Origin of the sequence: Rhizobium sp. WYCCWR 11146 (assembly GCF_013591995.1) — a bacterium.
GTDB classification, from domain to species: Bacteria; Pseudomonadota; Alphaproteobacteria; order Rhizobiales; family Rhizobiaceae; genus Rhizobium; species Rhizobium indicum.
Window position 1 is genome coordinate 234,907 of sequence record NZ_JACCEY010000019.1, and the last position, 16,493, is coordinate 251,399.

The 16,493-nt window shown below is 63.1% G+C and carries 12 protein-coding genes; 6 read left to right on the plus strand and 6 right to left on the minus strand.

What is annotated here, in order from left to right; translation table 11 throughout:
* Positions 1–139: 139 nt before the first annotated feature.
* From HX899_RS14300 to HX899_RS14325, 6 genes are all read left to right on the plus strand, one after another.
* Positions 140–1,570 carry a VOC family protein gene (locus HX899_RS14300; RefSeq protein ID WP_138331876.1) on the plus strand — a complete coding sequence of 477 codons (1,431 nt, stop codon included), beginning with the start codon at positions 140–142 and terminating at the stop codon, positions 1,568–1,570.
* A gap of 67 nt (positions 1,571–1,637) precedes the next feature.
* Positions 1,638–2,921, plus strand: a complete 1,284-nt coding sequence (locus tag HX899_RS14305) for an FAD-binding oxidoreductase (protein ID WP_138331875.1) — start codon at positions 1,638–1,640, stop codon at positions 2,919–2,921.
* 26 nt (positions 2,922–2,947) lie between these two features.
* Positions 2,948–4,486 (plus strand): aldehyde dehydrogenase family protein, encoded by a 1,539-nt coding sequence (locus HX899_RS14310; RefSeq protein ID WP_138331874.1) that lies wholly within the window; start codon positions 2,948–2,950, stop codon positions 4,484–4,486.
* 199 nt (positions 4,487–4,685) lie between these two features.
* Positions 4,686–5,702, plus strand: a complete 1,017-nt coding sequence (locus HX899_RS14315; RefSeq protein ID WP_138331873.1) for an iron ABC transporter substrate-binding protein — start codon at positions 4,686–4,688, stop codon at positions 5,700–5,702.
* Between the two features lie 149 nt (positions 5,703–5,851).
* Entirely contained in the window at positions 5,852–7,519 is a 1,668-nt protein-coding gene (locus HX899_RS14320) for an iron ABC transporter permease (protein ID WP_138331872.1), read from the plus strand.
* Positions 7,516–8,553 carry an ABC transporter ATP-binding protein gene (locus HX899_RS14325; protein WP_180194889.1) on the plus strand — a complete coding sequence of 346 codons (1,038 nt, stop codon included), beginning with the start codon at positions 7,516–7,518 and terminating at the stop codon, positions 8,551–8,553. Before HX899_RS14320 ends, HX899_RS14325 begins: the two co-directional genes overlap by 4 nt.
* A 21-nt stretch (positions 8,554–8,574) precedes the next feature.
* Here the strand turns inward: HX899_RS14325 and HX899_RS14330 are convergent, their stop codons facing one another.
* From HX899_RS14330 to HX899_RS14355, 6 genes are all read right to left on the minus strand, one after another.
* Positions 8,575–9,909 carry a glucoamylase family protein gene (locus HX899_RS14330; protein ID WP_180194888.1) on the minus strand — a complete coding sequence of 445 codons (1,335 nt, stop codon included), beginning with the start codon at positions 9,907–9,909 and terminating at the stop codon, positions 8,575–8,577.
* 255 nt (positions 9,910–10,164) lie between these two features.
* Positions 10,165–12,003, minus strand: coding sequence for an ABC transporter ATP-binding protein (locus tag HX899_RS14335; protein WP_181292716.1), 1,839 nt, complete (start codon positions 12,001–12,003; stop codon positions 10,165–10,167).
* A 24-nt stretch (positions 12,004–12,027) separates the two neighbouring features.
* The gene (locus HX899_RS14340) at positions 12,028–12,783 is read right to left on the minus strand and encodes a DUF1028 domain-containing protein (RefSeq protein ID WP_180194886.1); all 756 of its coding nucleotides are present in this window, start codon (positions 12,781–12,783) and stop codon (positions 12,028–12,030) included.
* Between the two features lie 2 nt (positions 12,784–12,785).
* Entirely contained in the window at positions 12,786–14,570 is a 1,785-nt protein-coding gene (locus HX899_RS14345; RefSeq protein ID WP_181292717.1) for a gamma-glutamyltransferase family protein, read from the minus strand.
* Between the two features lie 21 nt (positions 14,571–14,591).
* Positions 14,592–15,467 (minus strand): ABC transporter permease, encoded by an 876-nt coding sequence (locus HX899_RS14350; RefSeq protein ID WP_138389418.1) that lies wholly within the window; start codon positions 15,465–15,467, stop codon positions 14,592–14,594.
* Positions 15,464–16,411 (minus strand): ABC transporter permease, encoded by a 948-nt coding sequence (locus HX899_RS14355; RefSeq protein WP_171600231.1) that lies wholly within the window; start codon positions 16,409–16,411, stop codon positions 15,464–15,466. Before HX899_RS14355 ends, HX899_RS14350 begins: the two co-directional genes overlap by 4 nt.
* Between the last annotated feature and the right edge of the window lie 82 nt (positions 16,412–16,493).

The following is a 16,493-nucleotide window of genomic DNA, read 5'->3' on the forward strand; positions in this document are numbered from 1 at the left end:
AGGCGGCGAGATGCGAAATCGATGGCAGAAAACGTCTGGACGTCAGCATGGTCATTCCGTTTCAGAATGGGCTATTTCCGAAATAGCGATATTTGAGGCTTTGTCGCGCGTGTAAAGAGGTTCATCCTGCAAAAACGGAATGATCCGGAGTTTCTCAATGCCGCAAGCCTTCGTTTCCCCAGACCGCATCCGATCGCTGTTCACCGAGGCGATGTCGCAGATGTACCGGGCGGAGGTGCCGCAATACGGCACGCTGATCGAACTGGTGGCGGATGTGAATGCCGGCTGCCTCGAAAACGATCCCGATCTGCGCGAACGTCTGGCTCAAGCCGGCGAGCTGGAGCGCATCGATGTCGAGCGCCACGGCGCCATCCGGCTCGGTACGGCTGACGAGCTCTTCACCATTCGCCGGCTGTTTGCGGTCATGGGCATGCAGCCGGTCGGCTATTACGATCTTTCGGTCGCCGGTGTGCCGGTTCATTCCACCAGCTTCCGGCCAATCGACGAGGCAGCGCTCAACGTCAATCCATTCCGGGTCTTCACCTCGCTGCTGCGATTGGAGCTGATCGAGGACGAAGGGCTGCGCCGCGAGGCCGAAGCCCTTCTGGCGAAACGGCGGATCTATACGCCGCGCGCCGTCACGCTGATCGAGCGCCACGAGCAGAACGGCGGCCTGACCGATGCAGAGGCGACGGAATTCGTTGCCGAGGCGCTGGAAACCTTCCGCTGGCATGGTGAAGCGACAGTCAGCGCCGAAACCTATAAGCGCCTGCATGATGCCCACCGGCTGATCGCCGACGTCGTCAGCTTCAAAGGGCCGCATATCAACCATCTGACGCCGCGCACGCTCGATATCGACGCGGTCCAGGCGCGCATGCCGGAACGCGGCATCACGCCGAAGGCCGTCATCGAAGGGCCGCCGCGCCGTCATTGCGATATCCTGCTGCGACAGACGAGTTTCAAGGCGCTGGAAGAAATGATCGCCTTTTCCGGTGATGACGGTGCGATTCAAGGGACACATACCGCCCGCTTCGGCGAGATCGAACAGCGCGGCGTGGCGCTGACGGCGAAGGGCCGGGCGCTCTACGACCAGCTGCTCGCCTCGGTTCGCGGCGAGGTGCAGGTGGGCGCCGGCGGCGCCAAGGCCGGTGCCTACGACGACGAACTCGCCGCACGTTTCAGGGCACTGCCGGACAGCTGGGATGAGTTGCGCAACGAGGATCTGGCCTTCTTCCGCTATGCCGCGACGCCTGCGGGCATTGCCGCTGCGGCCGGCAGCACGCTGCCCGGCGATCCGGAGTCGCTGATTGCCAAGGGTTACCTCGCCTTCACCCCGATCGTCTACGAAGACTTCCTGCCCGTCAGCGCGGCCGGCATCTTCCAGTCGAACCTCGGCACCGACCAGCAGCAGAACTACGCGACCCGCTCGAACCGTGACGCCTTCGAGGCAGCACTTGGCGCTACCGTTCAGGACGAGCTGGCACTTTACGCCGAACGCCAGGCGGCATCGCTGGATTCGGCGCTGGCCGCGCTCGGCCTTGCGGGCCTGCCGTTGAAGACCGTTGCGTGAATGCCAGGTTCAACACTTTCTTTTTTGCATTAGAGTACCCGCGATTTCGCTCCGATCGGACTGAGCCATGCTGAATGATCCGCGCTCCCACGGCCTCTGGGAAAAGACAGCGCCCGAAGCGCCGACGACCTCGCCTCTCGACGGTGCGATGTCGGCCGACGTCGTCATCGTCGGCGGCGGTTACACCGGCCTCTCTTCCGCCCTGCATCTTGCCGAGGCCGGGTCGAAGGTGGTGCTGCTGGAGGCCAAGGAGATCGGCTTCGGCGGCGCCGGGCGCAATGTCGGGCTGATCAATGCCGGCATGTGGGTGATGCCGAACGATCTGCCCAACGTGCTCGGCCCGGTGCATGGCGAACGTCTGCTCGATCTGCTCGGCAATGCGCCGAAGCTCGTCATGGAGCTGATCGACAAACATCAGATTGCCTGCGAACTCGAACGGAACGGCACGCTGCATTGCGCGGTCGGCGCGGACGGGCTGAAGGAAATCGAGGATCGCGCGGCGCAATGGTCCGCCCGCGGCGCAGCCGTGACGCTGCTCGATGCGGCGGAAACGGCAAAACGCATCGGCAGCGATGCCTATACCGGCTCGCTGCTCGACAAACGCGCCGGCACGCTGCAGCCGCTTGCCTATGCGCGCGGCCTTGCCCATGCCGCCGTCAAGGCCGGCGTCGCCATTCACACATCCAGCCCGGTCATCGCGACGGAGCGCAATGGCAGCCGCTGGACCGTGAAGACGGCAAGCGGCGAAGTCAGCGCCGAGTGGATCATCGTCGCAACGGATGCCTACAGCACCGGCCCGTGGGAGCAGGTGCGCAGCGAACAGGTGCATCTGCCCTATTTCAATTTCGCCACCGTGCCGCTGGGCCACAATCTGCGTCAGTCGATCCTGCCAGGGCGGGAAGGCGCATGGGATACCAAGGAAATCCTCTCCTCTTTCCGCATGGATCAGGCCGGCCGGCTCGTTTTCGGCAGTGTCGGGGCGCTGCGCAATACCGGGCTTGCCGTACACAAGGGCTGGGCCAAACGCGCATTGAAGCGGCTTTTCCCTGTGGTCGGCGATGTCGAATTCGAGTGCGAATGGTATGGCCAGATCGGCATGACCGACAATGCGCTACCGCGCTTCCACAAATTCGCGCCTGGGGTCGTCGGCTTTTCGGGTTACAATGGCCGCGGCATTGCACCCGGCACGGTCTTTGGTCGCACGCTGGCAGAGCATATCCTCGGCCGGCTTCCGGAAGCCGATCTGCCGCTACCGCTGACTGCGCCCACCGAACCGAGCTTCCGCGCGCTCAAGGAAATATGGTACGAAGCCGGCGCTCAGGTTGCCCATTTCGCCGATGCCCGCTTCTAAAGCACAATAAGATTGGAAACACGACAATGACCATCGCCGTCCTCGATCTCGCCACCGAAACCGCCAAGCTGCTTGCCGAACTCGGCGTCGATGCCGGCCGCTATCACGGCGGCACGCTTTCCGTCACCTCGCCGGTCACCGGCAAGGAAATCGGCAAACTCAGGGAACATTCCGTTTCCGAGACGAAGGCGGCAATCGAAGCGGCGCACCAGGCCTTCCTCGAATGGCGTGCCGTGCCGGCGCCGAAGCGCGGCGAACTGGTCCGCCTGCTCGGCGAAGAGCTGCGCGCCTCCAAGGCGGCGCTCGGCCGTCTCGTTTCGATCGAGGTTGGCAAGATCACTTCGGAAGGTCTGGGCGAAGTGCAGGAGATGATCGACATCTGCGATTTCGCCGTCGGCCTATCCCGTCAGCTTTACGGCCTGACGATCGCCACCGAACGCTCCGAGCACCGGATGATGGAAAGCTGGCATCCGCTCGGCGTGATCGGCATCATTTCCGCCTTCAATTTCCCCGTTGCCGTCTGGTCGTGGAATGCAGCACTTGCGATGGTCTGCGGCAATTCCACCGTCTGGAAGCCCTCGGAAAAGACCCCGTTGACGGCGCTTGCCGTGCAGGCTCTGTTCGAAAAGGCGCTGAAGCGTTTCGTCGCCGAGGGCGGTACCGCACCGGCCAATCTGTCGACGCTGATCATCGGCGGCCGTGAGGTCGGCGAAGTGCTGGTCGACCATCCGAAGATCCCACTCGTTTCCGCCACGGGCTCGACGGCCATGGGCCGCGCCGTCGGTCCGCGCCTGTCGCAGCGTTTTGCCCGCGCCATTCTTGAGCTCGGCGGTAACAATGCGGCGATCGTCTGCCCGAGCGCCGATCTCGACCTGACGCTGCGTGGCGTCGCCTTCTCCGCCATGGGCACGGCCGGCCAGCGCTGCACGACGCTGCGCCGTCTCTTCGTGCATGACAGCATCTACGACCAGTTGGTGCCGCGCCTGCAGAAGGCCTACGGCTCCGTCACCATCGGCAATCCGCTGGAGACCGGCACGCTTGTAGGACCGTTGATCGACGGCCAGGCTTTTAAGAACATGCAGGCAGCGCTTGGCGAGGCGAAGTCGGCCGGCGGCACGGTGACCGGCGGCGACCGCGTCGAAACCGGCTCGACCGAGGCCTTCTACGTTCGCCCGGCGCTTGTCGAAATGCCCGATCAGACCGGACCGGTCGAGCATGAGACCTTCGCGCCGATCCTCTATGTGATGAAATACAGCGATTTCGACGAAGTGCTGGCGCTGCACAATGCCGTGCCGCAAGGGCTGTCGTCGTCGATCTTCACCAACGACATGCGCGAGGCTGAAACCTTCGTCTCGGCGCGCGGTTCGGATTGCGGCATCGCCAACGTCAATCTCGGGCCATCGGGTGCCGAAATCGGCGGCGCCTTTGGCGGCGAGAAGGAGACTGGCGGCGGCCGCGAATCCGGCTCTGATGCCTGGAAGGCCTATATGCGCCGCTCCACCAATACGATCAATTACGGCAGGACGCTGCCGCTGGCGCAAGGCGTCAAGTTCGACGTCGAATAGGCGGGCTGAAAGAGAGGCGGCGCTCGGGAGTGCCGCCTTTTTGTTCAAATCGAGACTTATTCCCTTGTAATATGAAATATTTAGTCAAGATATTGTGATGTCTTTTCCTGCCAAGCCAAACTTGAAATTGCCAGTCAGGAAAAATATACGCCTCTGATCGCCCTTGGAGAGCTCGGGTGACATCGCTACGGAGGCCATCATGAAAATTGCTCTTAACCGTTTTTCCCTCGCGCTTGCCGCTTCGCTTCTTTCCGCCACCGCGCTTTCAGGCAGCGCCAATGCGCAGGATGAAGGTCTCGTCGTCTACAATGCCCAGCACGAAAGCCTCGGCCGCGAATGGATCGATGCCTTCACCAAGGAGACCGGCATCAAGGTCACCATGCGCCAGGGCAGCGACATGCAGTTCGCCAACCAGATCATCCAGGAAGGCGACGCCTCTCCGGCCGACGTATTCCTGACCGAGAATTCGCCGGCGATGACGCTGGTCGATGGCGCGGGCCTTTTCGCTCCCATCGAAAAGGAAACGCTGGATCAGGTTCCGGATCAGTATCGCCCGGCTGACGGCATGTGGACCGGCATTGCCGCCCGCACCACCGTTTTTGCCTATGACAAGACGAAGCTCACCGAAGACAAGCTGCCGAAGTCGCTGCTCGACCTCCAGGATCCGGCCTGGAAGGGCCGCTGGGGTGCGGCACCTGCCGGCGCCGACTTCCAGGCTATCGTCGCAGCCCTGCTGCAGCTGAAGGGCGAAGATGCCACCAAGGCATGGCTGAAGGGCCTCAAGGACAACGCCACCCCCTACAAGGGCAACAGCGTCGCCATGAAGGCCGTCAATGCGGGCGAAGTCGAAGGCGCGGTCATCTATCACTACTACTGGTTCGGCGATCAGGCGAAAACCGGCGAGAACAGCAAGAATGTCGGCATGCATTACTTCAAGAACCAGGATCCGGGCGCTTTCGTCAGCGTTTCGGGCGGCGGCGTCCTGAAGTCTACCCAGCACATGAAGGAAGCCCAGGCTTTCCTGAAGTTCGTCACCGGTAAGGCAGGCCAGGGAGTTCTCAAGGACGGCACCTCCTATGAATATGCCATCGGCAAGGATGCGCCTTCCAACGACAAGCTCACGCCGCTTGCCGACCTCAACGCGCCGAAGGTCGAAGCTTCGACCCTCGACAGCAAGAAGGTCGTCGAGCTGATGACGGCCGCCGGCCTGATCTAAAGCGTGGCGCGCCACACTTTAGATCTTTGGTTTTCCGCATGTCGTCGTCGCAAAACCGCGGCACACTTTTGCGCGACATGCTTTGACCTTTCTGCCGCAGGCGTCTTCCGGCCAAAACTATTGCATTTGGCTCAAGAAAACCTTAGGGCATGACGACATCCGGCAACCGCCTTTCAAAGGCGGTTGCCTTCCTTTTTCAGCGTGTAAAGGCATCGGCCTTGCTGCAGGACAACAGATTGCTCGCATCCGGCAACCAGGCGCCGGTCGCGCCGAGGGCCACGCGAATGGTTTTGCCGCGCGGACGCATGCCGCACGCTTCGGTGATCCTGCTTGCAACCGTCGTCGCGATCTTCAGTCTCGTGCCGCTCGGCTTCATCGGCTGGGTAACCTACGATGTCGGCTGGGAAACGGTGAAGACCCTGGTCTTCCGGCCACGCGTCGGTGAACTTCTCGTCAATACGGTTCTGCTGGAATCGATCACCATCCCGGTGTCGATCGCACTCGCCGTGACGCTCGCCTGGCTGACCGAGCGGACGGACATTCCTTTCGGCCGGCTCTGGGCCTGGCTGGCGATCGCTCCGCTCGCCGTGCCTGCCTTCGTGCACAGCTATGCCTGGGTCAGCCTCGTTCCCGGCATGCGCGGCCTGCAGAGCGGCGTCTTCGTCTCGGTCATCGCCTACTATCCGTTCCTCTACCTGCCGGTCGCCGCAGCGCTGCGCCGTCTCGATCCGGCTATCGAGGATGCCGCGGCCTCGCTGGGCCTTAATCCCTGGCGCGTCTTCTTCCGCGCCGTGCTGCCGCAGCTCAGGCTCGCCATCTGCGGCGGTTCTCTGCTGATCGCGCTGCATCTGCTTTCGGAGTACGGCCTGTTCGTGATGATCCGGTTCGACACGTTCGCGACGGCGATCGTCGACCAGTTCCAGTCCTCCTACAACAGCCCGGCCTCCAACATGCTCGGCGGCGTGCTCGTCGCCTGCTGTCTTTTTCTGCTCGGCTTCGAGGTGCTGGTGCGCGGCAACGAACGTTATGCCCGCGTCGGCTCCGGCTCGCCACGCCCCACAGACCGCCGCCGGCTGGGCTGGTTCATGGTGCCCGCCGTTTTGCTGCCTGTCATCCTGGCGGTATTGACGCTCGGCGTGCCGCTGGTGACGCTTGGCCGCTGGCTCTATCTCGGCGGCATCGATATCTGGCGCATCGAAGTCGGCAGCGCCTTCCTGCAGACCATCGTGCTTGCCGTTGTCGGCGGCGTGCTGGCGACGATTGCCGCAGCACCGATGGCCTGGCTTTCCGTGCGTGCGCCCGGCCGTTTCCAGCGGGTGCTCGAAGCCTGCCATTATTATGTCGGCTCGCTGCCGGGCGTCGTCGTGGCGCTAGCGTTGGTGACGATCACCGTGCGTCTCGTGTTGCCGCTCTATCAGACCTTCGCAACGCTGCTCGTCGCCTATGTGATGCTTTTCCTGCCGCGCGCCATGGTCGGGCTGCGCGCCAGCATCGCCCAGGCGCCGGTGGAGCTGGAGCGCGCCGCGATGGGCCTCGGCCGCACTCCGGGTCAGGCAGTGCGGCAGATCACCATGCGGCTTGCAGCACCGGGAGCGGCTGCCAGCGTCGCGCTGGCCGCACTCGGCATCACCAATGAACTCACGGCGACACTGATGCTGTCGCCCAACGGCGTCGATACGCTGGCGACGAAATTCTGGTCGCTGACCAGCGAGATCGACTATGTCTCGGCCGCCCCCTACGCCTTCATGATGGTCGTGCTGTCGCTGCCGCTGACCCTGATGCTCTATACCCAATCGAAACGGACCGCCGGCCAATGACGCTGCTTACGATCGAGAACATCAGCAAGCGCTATGGCCCCGTCCAGGCGTTGAAGGATATTTCGCTCGACGTCGCGGCGGGCAGCCGCACGGCGGTCGTCGGCCCGTCCGGTTCGGGCAAGACGACGCTGCTGCGCATCATTGCCGGCTTCGAGCAACCCGATGTCGGCCGGGTGACGCTGGATGGCGACCTGCTCGCGGACGGTCCGGCGACAGTACCGGCACACAAGCGCGGCATCGGCATCGTCTCGCAGGACGGTGCGCTGTTTCCGCATCTGAGCGTTGCCGAGAATATCGGCTTCGGCTTTGAACGAGGCGCACCCGATCGCGAGAAGCGCATCGTCGAGTTGCTCGACATGGTCGAGCTCGACCGCGGCATGCTGGTCCGGCGTCCGCATCAGCTTTCCGGCGGGCAGCAGCAGCGTGTGGCGCTGGCCCGCGCGCTCGGCCGTAAGCCGCGGCTGATGCTGCTCGACGAACCTTTCTCGGCACTCGATACCGGCCTGCGTGAAAACATGCGCAAGGCGGTTGCGCGTGTGCTGCAGGCGGCCGGCATTACCACCATTCTCGTCACCCATGACCAGGAAGAGGCTCTGACCTTTGCGGATCAGGTGGCGGTGCTCAGGGAGGGACGGCTGATCCAGGCCGGGTCGCCGCAATCATTGTATCTGCATCCGCGCGATCGCGAGACGGCGCTGTTCCTCGGCGATGCCGTGCTGCTTCCCGCCATCATCCGAAACGGCCTCGCAGACTGTGCCCTCGGCCGTGTAGCCGTCGAGGGCAGTCGTCAGGGGAAAGCGGAAATCATGCTGCGGCCCGAGCAGATCCGTGTCGTCGCCGATGAAAGCGATCGCGACTATGGCGGGCGTGTCGTCGAGGTGGAATTCGGCGGCGCGGTCTGCACGGTCGCCGTCTCGCTCGACGGCGTGGCGCTGCCGCCGATCCTGATCAAGACCTCGAGCGTCGCGCTTCCAGCGCGGGGAGACCTCGTTCGCCTCGATATCGCCGGCAAGGCGCATGTCTTCGAGAACTGATACCGCGCGACAGCTCTAGACCTAGCCGACCTTGCGTACCAGTTCTTCCGGCTCGATGCCTTCGAGCCAGCCACCGGTAAAGCCGGCGCGCTCGAGCCCGAGGCGGATGACCGGCGATTGCCGCATCAGTTTCCAGATGAAATCCGAACGGTCGTTCTCGATGGTCATGACGACAAGCCCCTGGTCGATGCCGACGGTGCGGTCGTCCACCCAGCCTTCCGGCCGCTTGGTCTTGACCGTCGGGTTGAAGCCGCCGGGGAAGCCGCCTTCCAAGAGCAGGTTCGGATAGGTGGTCAGAAGCGCCTTGGTGCCGTCGAGAGCCGCCTGCCGGTCGTAGGGCAGGCAGGCAAGTGCAGCCCAGGGTGCGATCGTGCCGTCATCGGGGCCGAGCGGTGCGCCGCGGGCGGCATAACCCAGAACCTTCGGCTGGCGGCCGCCGCGCATGCGCCGTGTCGGCGGCGGGCCGTCACAGGCGGAGAAACCCCAGATATTCCTGTTATAGCCGACGAACTGGCCGGGATTGCGCTCGGCATAGTCACGCTGGACGTTGATCATCACCTGCGTATTGCGGAAATAGTCCCAGTTCCGCTCCGCCATCGGCTTGTCCTGAATGGTGCGGAAATCGATCCAGGCATGCGAGAAGAGGTGGATGAACAGCGGCCCCGCATAGAGATAGGACTGCTCGCCATGCAGCATCCAGGAATAGCTTGACGTAAAGGCGTCGTAGCTCGATTGCGGGATCGGGTGCGTCGGCGAGGCGAGCGCCAGCGTATAGAGGATGATCGCCTCGTCGAAGCCGTGATAGCGCCAGCGCAGGAAGCCGGAAGAGGGCTTCCAACCCATGGCAATAGTGTCGCCCTTGTTCAGCGCCCAGCGCCAGTCGACGCGTTCGTAGATGAAGGTGGCGAGTTCGCGGATTTCGGTTTCCGTCTCGTCGTCTTCGCGATTGAAATATTGCGCGGCCGTGAGGATGCCGGCGACAAGCAGCGCCGTGTCGATGGTCGAAAGCTCGCTGTTCCAGGCGCGATGGCCGGTATCCATGTGCAGGAAATGATAGAAGAAGCCGCGGTGGCCGGTGGCGTGGCGTTCCTCGCCCTGGCGCGCCTCGGCGAAGAACCGCAGCGTATTGACCGTGCGTTCGGCTGCCTCCTCGCGGCTGATCCATAAACGCTCGACACCAACAGGATAGGAGGAAAGCGCAAAGCCGACGGCTGCGATGCTGCACGGGACCCCGCCGATCGAGGTATCCGCCACAAGGCCGTTTTCGGGATTGGTATATTTCAGGAAGTACTTGAATGCCGAATGCTGCAGCCTGTCGACGAGCGCTGCATCAATGTCTTCAATCCGTTGCAGCATAGGCTCCTACCCAACTGTTGCATCGCCCCATGCTTCAACATGGGGGCCGTCCCCGGGCAAATCAAACCTTTTTGATTCGCAAGGATAAGAGAACACAAAAGGGTGGAATCGGTCGTTAATAATTATCGGTAAAATAATATCTAGCAGAAGTCATATAAGCGGTGCAGCAAAAAAGACGGTCCGCGCGCCACCGGCGCGGGTTATTTTCCCGCAATACTTGTTTTTCTGATGCTTTGGAGAGTGGTTTTTTCGCGTTCAGGCGGCTTCATCGACCCGCACCAGATGGCCTGCCGTCACTTCCCGGTATCGGCGTGGCGGCGCGACGTAGCCGACCGGGCGGACAGGGCTCTTGAGCTCGTCGGTTCCGAGGTTGCGCTTGATGCCGCGCCGTGAGGGGTCGGGAACCGGCACAGCTGCCATCAGCTTCTTCGTGTAGGCGTGCTGCGGGTTGCTGAACAGTTCCGCGCGCGGGCCGATCTCGACGACTTCGCCGAGATACATCACCGCGACACGGTGGCTGACGCGCTCGACCACCGCCATATCGTGAGAAATGAATAGGAAGGCGAGGTTGAGGCTTTGCTGCAGGTCCATCAGCAGATTGCAGACCTGCGCCTTGATCGAGACATCGAGGGCCGAAACGCTTTCGTCGGCGACGATCACCTTCGGATCGAGTGCGAGCGCGCGGGCGATGCAGATGCGCTGGCGCTGACCGCCGGAGAATTCGTGCGGATAGCGTTTCATCATGTCGGATTTCAGCCCGACGCGTTCGAGAAGATCGGCCGCCTTGTCGCGAGCCTGGGCGCCAGTGCCGAGGCCGTGCTCCGTAATCGGTTCGGCGACGGCGGCGCCGACGGTCATGCGCGGGTTGAGGCTGGCGAAGGGATCCTGAAAGATCATCTGGATGCTGCGGCGCATCCGTCTGAGACTGACTGCGTCAAGGCTCAGCACGTCATAACCGTCGAGGCTGACACTGCCGCCGTTCGGCTGGACGAGGCGGGTGATCGAGCGGCCGGTGGTCGATTTGCCGCAGCCGGATTCGCCGACGAGCGACAGCGTCTCGCCCTGGAAGAGATCGAAGGAGACGTCCTCGACCGCATGGATCGCGCCCGTCTTGCCGCCAAGCAGCCCGCCGCGGATATCGAAACGGGTAACGAGGTTCTTGACTTCGAGGATCGGCGTCCGGCGGCGGTCGACGGTATCGGCCACCTCGACCGGCTCGCGCCGTTCACCAGTCGTGGTATCGACGACGGGGAAACGCAGCGGCCATTTCCGGTCGGCCATCGAGCCGAGGCGTGGCACGGCCGAGAGCAAAGCGCGGGTATAGGGATGCCTGCCGCGATGGAAGATGTCGTCGGTCGTGCCGGTTTCCACCGCTTCGCCGCGATACATGACGATGGTGCGGTCGGCGATTTCGGCGACGACGCCCATGTCGTGAGTGATGAAGAGCACGGACATGCCCTCTTCTTCCTGCAGCATCTTGATCAGGTCGAGGATCTGGCCCTGGATCGTCACGTCGAGCGCCGTCGTCGGCTCATCGGCGATCAGCAATTTCGGCCGGCTGGCGAGCGCCATGGCGATCATCACGCGCTGACGCATGCCGCCTGAGAACTGGTGCGGATATTCGTCGAAGCGCGAGGCGGCGTTGGGAATGCGGACCTTTTCCAGCAGGCGCACGGTCTCGGCCCGCGCCTCGGCCTTGCCGATCTCGCCGTGGCAGGTGAGCGCTTCGGAGATCTGGCGGCCGATGGTGAAGATCGGGTTGAGGGATGTCATCGGCTCCTGGAAGATCATGGCGGCGTCGTTGCCGCGCACCCGGCGCATCTCCCTTTCCGAAAGGGTGAGAACATCCTTGCCGTTCAAGGTGATGGCGCCATCGATGCGGCTCGATCCCTTGGCGAGCAATCGCATGATCGAGAGGGAGGTGACGCTCTTGCCCGAGCCGCTTTCGCCGACGATTGCAACCGTCTCGCCAGGCAGGACGTCGAAGGAGACGTCACGCACCACCCGCTTCCAGTCGCCATCGACGAGGAAGGAGGTCGTCAGGTTCCGGACGGAGAGAACCGGAGAGGCGGGGGCCGAAGAAACATCACTCATATCGTTCCCTTAGTTTTATCTGCTTCACGTCTTCAAAGGCGTGGTGAAGGAGGCGGAAGGCCTGCCTTCAGCGATGCGGGCCGCTTCCAGCGCCGCGATCTTTTCATCGATCTCGCGCCTGTCGGTCATGCCGTTCGGATTTTGCCGCGTCGCCATCGTCTCGGCGACATGCAGGTAGCGTTCACCCGCCACCGCATGGAGGCGGACAAGTTCGGCGAGCGGATCGGGATGATCGTCGGCGCGGATACTCAGCCAGGGATAATCCTGATCGCGGTGGATGACGAGGGCGGCGGACTGCCTGCCGCGCTTGTCACCACCGGCATCTTCGCCTGCCTGCATCGCCAACAGCAGGCGTTCGGCCAGCGGCTTGTCCATCGCCTTGTTGTAGGTGGCAAGCGTCTCAGTGATGACGTCGGGACCAGCGAGCATGTTGCCGGCGACCGAGACGTTTTCGTCGATCAGGTGCCCTGCCCAGTCGATGCATGCTGCGCCGGTGAAGGTGGCGTTGCGCCCCTTCGCGTCAATGAGGTGCAACTGCCGCTGATTGCGGCCGGCGTCACGCGCGGTCAGCTCGGCGATGATCTCCTCCGGTGCCCTGCCGGCGGCAAGCAGCGACAGGCCGTCGACGCCGTAAAGCGGGCTGACGAAGGCCTGGGTGGCGACGGCGCCGATGCCGCCGCGAATATGCGGCACAAGGGCGCCGACGGCGAAGAAGCGGCTGGCGACGGCGATGCCGAGATGACCGGTCAAGGGATCACGGGCGACGATGGACCAGGTCATGACTATCTCCCGATCGCGTAGGCCTGCATCAGGCGCGGGGTGGCTGCGGCGCGCAACAGCCCGTCGGCATCGCGTCTCGCGGCGGTCAGCCGGCCGATCGTCCAGGGATCGGCGACCGTCAGCTTGTGGCCCTTGCGGCGCAGGGCATCAAGGACATCGGGGCCGAAATTCGCTTCCGCCATCAGGCTGCCGGGCTCGCGGGTGCGCGGATAGAAAGAGCCCGGAAAATGCGAAGTGTGGAACAGCGGTTGGTCGATCGCCGCCTGCAGGTTCAGCTTGTGATTGATATAGCGCAGGAAGAAGGAGAGCTGCCACTGCTCCTGCTGATCGCCGCCCGGTGTGCCGAAGGCGAGCGTCGGGCGGCCCTCATAGAGGCCGAGCGACGGTGTCAGCGTCGTGCGCGGCCGCTTGCCGGGCGCAAGCGACGTCGGTAGGCCTAATTTCAGCCAGAACATCTGGGCACGGGAATTGAGGCAGAAGCCGAGGCCGGGCACGGTCGGCGAGGATTGCAGCCAGCCGCCTGATGGGGTGACGGAAACCATGTTGCCGTCGCGGTCGATGACATCGATATGCACGGTATCGCCGCGCTTTTCGGAGAGATGCGCCATGGTCGGCTCGTAGACGGCGCCGGTCTTGGAATCTGTGCCGAGCATCTTCATCGTCAGATCATGCTGCGCTTCGAAGCCAGGCACGATGCCGGGGCGAAGATCGAAGGAGGCATCTGTGCCGACCAGCTTGCGGCGCTCGGCGGCATAGGTCTCCGACAGCAGATGCGCGATGGGAACCTCCGAAAAATTCGGATCGCCGTAATAGACTTCGCGGTCGGCGAAGGCGAGCTTCATCGCCTCGACGACGGTGTGGACGAAATCGGCGCCAGCGGGGTTCATCGAAGCGAGATCGAAGCCTTTGAGGATTGACAGGGTCTGCAGGAAGACCGGACCCTGGCCCCAGGGGCCGATCTTGGCGATGGTCCAGCCATGATAATCATAGGTCAGCGGCTCCTCGATCGTCGCCGACCAGTTGGCCATGTCGTTGGCGGTCAAAACGCCCTTGTGGCGGTTGCCGCTTGCATCCATCACCTCTGCGGTCTTGAGATAATCGTCGATCTTCTCGGCGACGAAGCCGCGATAGAAGGCGTCGCGGGCCGCCTGCACCTGAGCTTCTCGGCCGCTTTTCACTTCCGCCTCGGCGATGAGGCGCTTCCAGGTTTCGGCAAGCACCGGATTCCTGAAATTCGCATGCGCTTGGGGGGCGCTGCCGCCTGGCAGCCAGGTCTCGTAGGAGGTCGGCCATTCCTTCTCGAAGAAGGCGGCGAGCCCCTTAATGGTGGCGGAGACGCGCGGCAGCATCGGATGGCCGTGCTCGGCGTAATAGATCGCCGGCTCCAGCACATCGCGCACGCTCATCGAGCCATAGTCGCGCAGCATCAGCATCCAGCCATCGAAGGAGCCGGGGATGACGGTCGCAAGCAGCCCGTCGCCGGGGATCAGGCTCAGGCCTTCCGCCGTATAGTGTTCGATCGTCGCGCCGGCGGGGGCGGGGCCCTGCGCGCAGATGACCTCGACCTTGTCCTTTTTCTTCGAATAGATCACCGCCGGCATATCGCCGCCCGGACCGCAAAGATGCGGCTCGACGATCTGCAGCACGAAGCCCGTCGCCACTGCCGCGTCGAAAGCGTTGCCGCCCTTTTCGAGAATGCTCATGCCGACGGCCGAGGCGATCCAGTGCGTCGAGGTGACGACACCGAAGGTGCCGAGGATCTCGGGACGGGTCGTGAATGCGGTCATGTCAAATGTCCTTTCGAGAAATCATGCTTCGCGCGGATCGAGCGCATCGCGCAGGCCGTCGCCTAAGAGATTGAAGCCGATGACGACGAGGAAGATTGCTGCACCCGGCCACATCGCCATCCATGGCGCCTGGGAGAGGAAATTCTTGGCGACGTTCAGCATCGAGCCCCAGCTCGGCGCCGGCGGCTGCTGGCCGAGGCCGAGAAAGGAGAGGCTCGCCTCGGCGATGATCGCAGTGGCGATCGTCAGCGTCGCCTGGACGAGGATCGGTGCAAAGACGTTCGGCAGGATATACCGGGTGATGATGCTTGAGGACCGGAGGCCGATCGAGCGGGCGCCCTCGACATATTCCTCGGTCTTTACCGAGAGCACCTGGCCGCGCGTCAGCCGCACGAAGACGGGCATGGCCGAAAGGCCGATCGCGATCATCGCATTGGTCAGGCTCGGGCCGAGAAAGGCTGCAAGCGCGATGGCGGTGATCAGGAAAGGCATGGCCAGAAAGGCTTCGGTGATGCGGGAGATCACCATGTCGATCCAGCCGCCGAAATAACCGGAGATCAGGCCGAAGGGCACGCCGATGACGACGGCGATCGCGACCGAAAAGACGCCGGCCATCAGCGAGGCCTGCGCACCCCAGATCATCCGGGAAAGAATGTCGCGGCCGATGTCGTCGGTGCCGAGCCAATGGGCGGCGGAGGGCGCCTTGCGGATCGCCGACCAGCTTGTGGCGTTCGGATCGGGAATCGGAAGGAGGGGGGCGGCAATGGCGAGAATGGCGAAGAAGGCGATGATCGCAAGGCCGACGAGGGCGCCCTTGTTGGCCTTCAGCTTGCGCCAGGCGCGGCTCGGCGTGCGGTCGATCGCAGAGGGAATGACGGTCTCTCCGATCGCGGTCATAGGGCGGCCCTCATGCGTGGATTAAGCAGGACATAGAGAATATCGGCCAAGAGGTTCATCAGGATGAAGCCGATCGCCGTGCAAATCACCACACCCTGGACGACGGCGTAGTCACGGTTGAAGACGGCGTCGACGATGAGCTTTCCGAAACCCGGAATGGTGAAGATCTGCTCGGTTAGCACGGCACCGGCAAGCAGTTCGCCGAAGAGCAAGGCAGTCAGCGTCACGATCGGCAGCATCGCGTTGCGGAAGCCGTGTTCGAGCACGACCGAGCTTTCAGCAAGCCCCTTGGCGCGGGCGGTGCGGATGTAATCGGTGCTGAGGACGCTCAGCATCGCCGAGCGTGTATGCCGCATCAGGGTCGCTGCCAGCGCATTGCCGAGCACGAAGGAGGGCATCAGCATGGTCTCCAGCGAACGCAACGGGTTGCTGAAGAATGGTTCGTAGCCGGATGCCGGCAGCCAGCCGAGATTGACCGAAACCAGTAGGATCAGCATGATGCCGAGCCAGAAATTCGGGATCGACAGGCCGGTCAGCGCGATGATGTTGGCGAGATAGTCGATCATCGTGTTCTTCTTGACGGCCGCCAGGATGCCCATCGGCACGCCGATGACAAAGGCGAAGATCATCGACATGATGGCAAGCTGGATGGTGACCGGCAGCTTTTCGCCGATGAGATGCAGAACCGGCTGGTTGGTGCGCAGCGAGATGCCGAGGTCGCCCTGCAGTGCCGCACCCAGCCAGCGGACATATTGATAAGGCACGGGATCGTTCAACCGGTATTTCTCGCGCAGGAATTCGAGAACCTGCGGGTCGCGTTCCTCACCGGCCATGGCAAGGATCGGGTCGCCGGGCAGCAGCTTCTGCAGCGAGAAGACGAAGACCGAAATGATCAAAAGCGTCGGTATGGCGACCAAGAGCCGTTTGGCGATGTAGGTGTACATGGGCGATCCTGACACGACTGGGATCATGCGGCGGAGGATTTCCGCCGCGTGATTTGCTGGATCAAAAAGTAGAGCATGATGC

Bases quoted from the DNA above. Each gene is read 5' to 3' on its own strand.
- HX899_RS14320 (WP_138331872.1), top strand. From the start codon at position 5,852: ATGACGACATCCGGCAACCGCCTTTCAAAGGCGGTTGCCTTCCTTTTT.
- HX899_RS14330 (WP_180194888.1), bottom strand. From the start codon at position 9,909: ATGCTGCAACGGATTGAAGACATTGATGCAGCGCTCGTCGACAGGCTG.
- HX899_RS14335 (WP_181292716.1), bottom strand. From the start codon at position 12,003: ATGAGTGATGTTTCTTCGGCCCCCGCCTCTCCGGTTCTCTCCGTCCGG.
- HX899_RS14305 (WP_138331875.1), top strand. From the start codon at position 1,638: ATGCTGAATGATCCGCGCTCCCACGGCCTCTGGGAAAAGACAGCGCCC.
- HX899_RS14310 (WP_138331874.1), top strand. From the start codon at position 2,948: ATGACCATCGCCGTCCTCGATCTCGCCACCGAAACCGCCAAGCTGCTT.
- HX899_RS14355 (WP_171600231.1), bottom strand. From the start codon at position 16,411: ATGTACACCTACATCGCCAAACGGCTCTTGGTCGCCATACCGACGCTT.
- HX899_RS14325 (WP_180194889.1), top strand. From the start codon at position 7,516: ATGACGCTGCTTACGATCGAGAACATCAGCAAGCGCTATGGCCCCGTC.
- HX899_RS14345 (WP_181292717.1), bottom strand. From the start codon at position 14,570: ATGACCGCATTCACGACCCGTCCCGAGATCCTCGGCACCTTCGGTGTC.
- HX899_RS14300 (WP_138331876.1), top strand. From the start codon at position 140: ATGATCCGGAGTTTCTCAATGCCGCAAGCCTTCGTTTCCCCAGACCGC.
- HX899_RS14315 (WP_138331873.1), top strand. From the start codon at position 4,686: ATGAAAATTGCTCTTAACCGTTTTTCCCTCGCGCTTGCCGCTTCGCTT.
- HX899_RS14340 (WP_180194886.1), bottom strand. From the start codon at position 12,783: ATGACCTGGTCCATCGTCGCCCGTGATCCCTTGACCGGTCATCTCGGC.
- HX899_RS14350 (WP_138389418.1), bottom strand. From the start codon at position 15,467: ATGACCGCGATCGGAGAGACCGTCATTCCCTCTGCGATCGACCGCACG.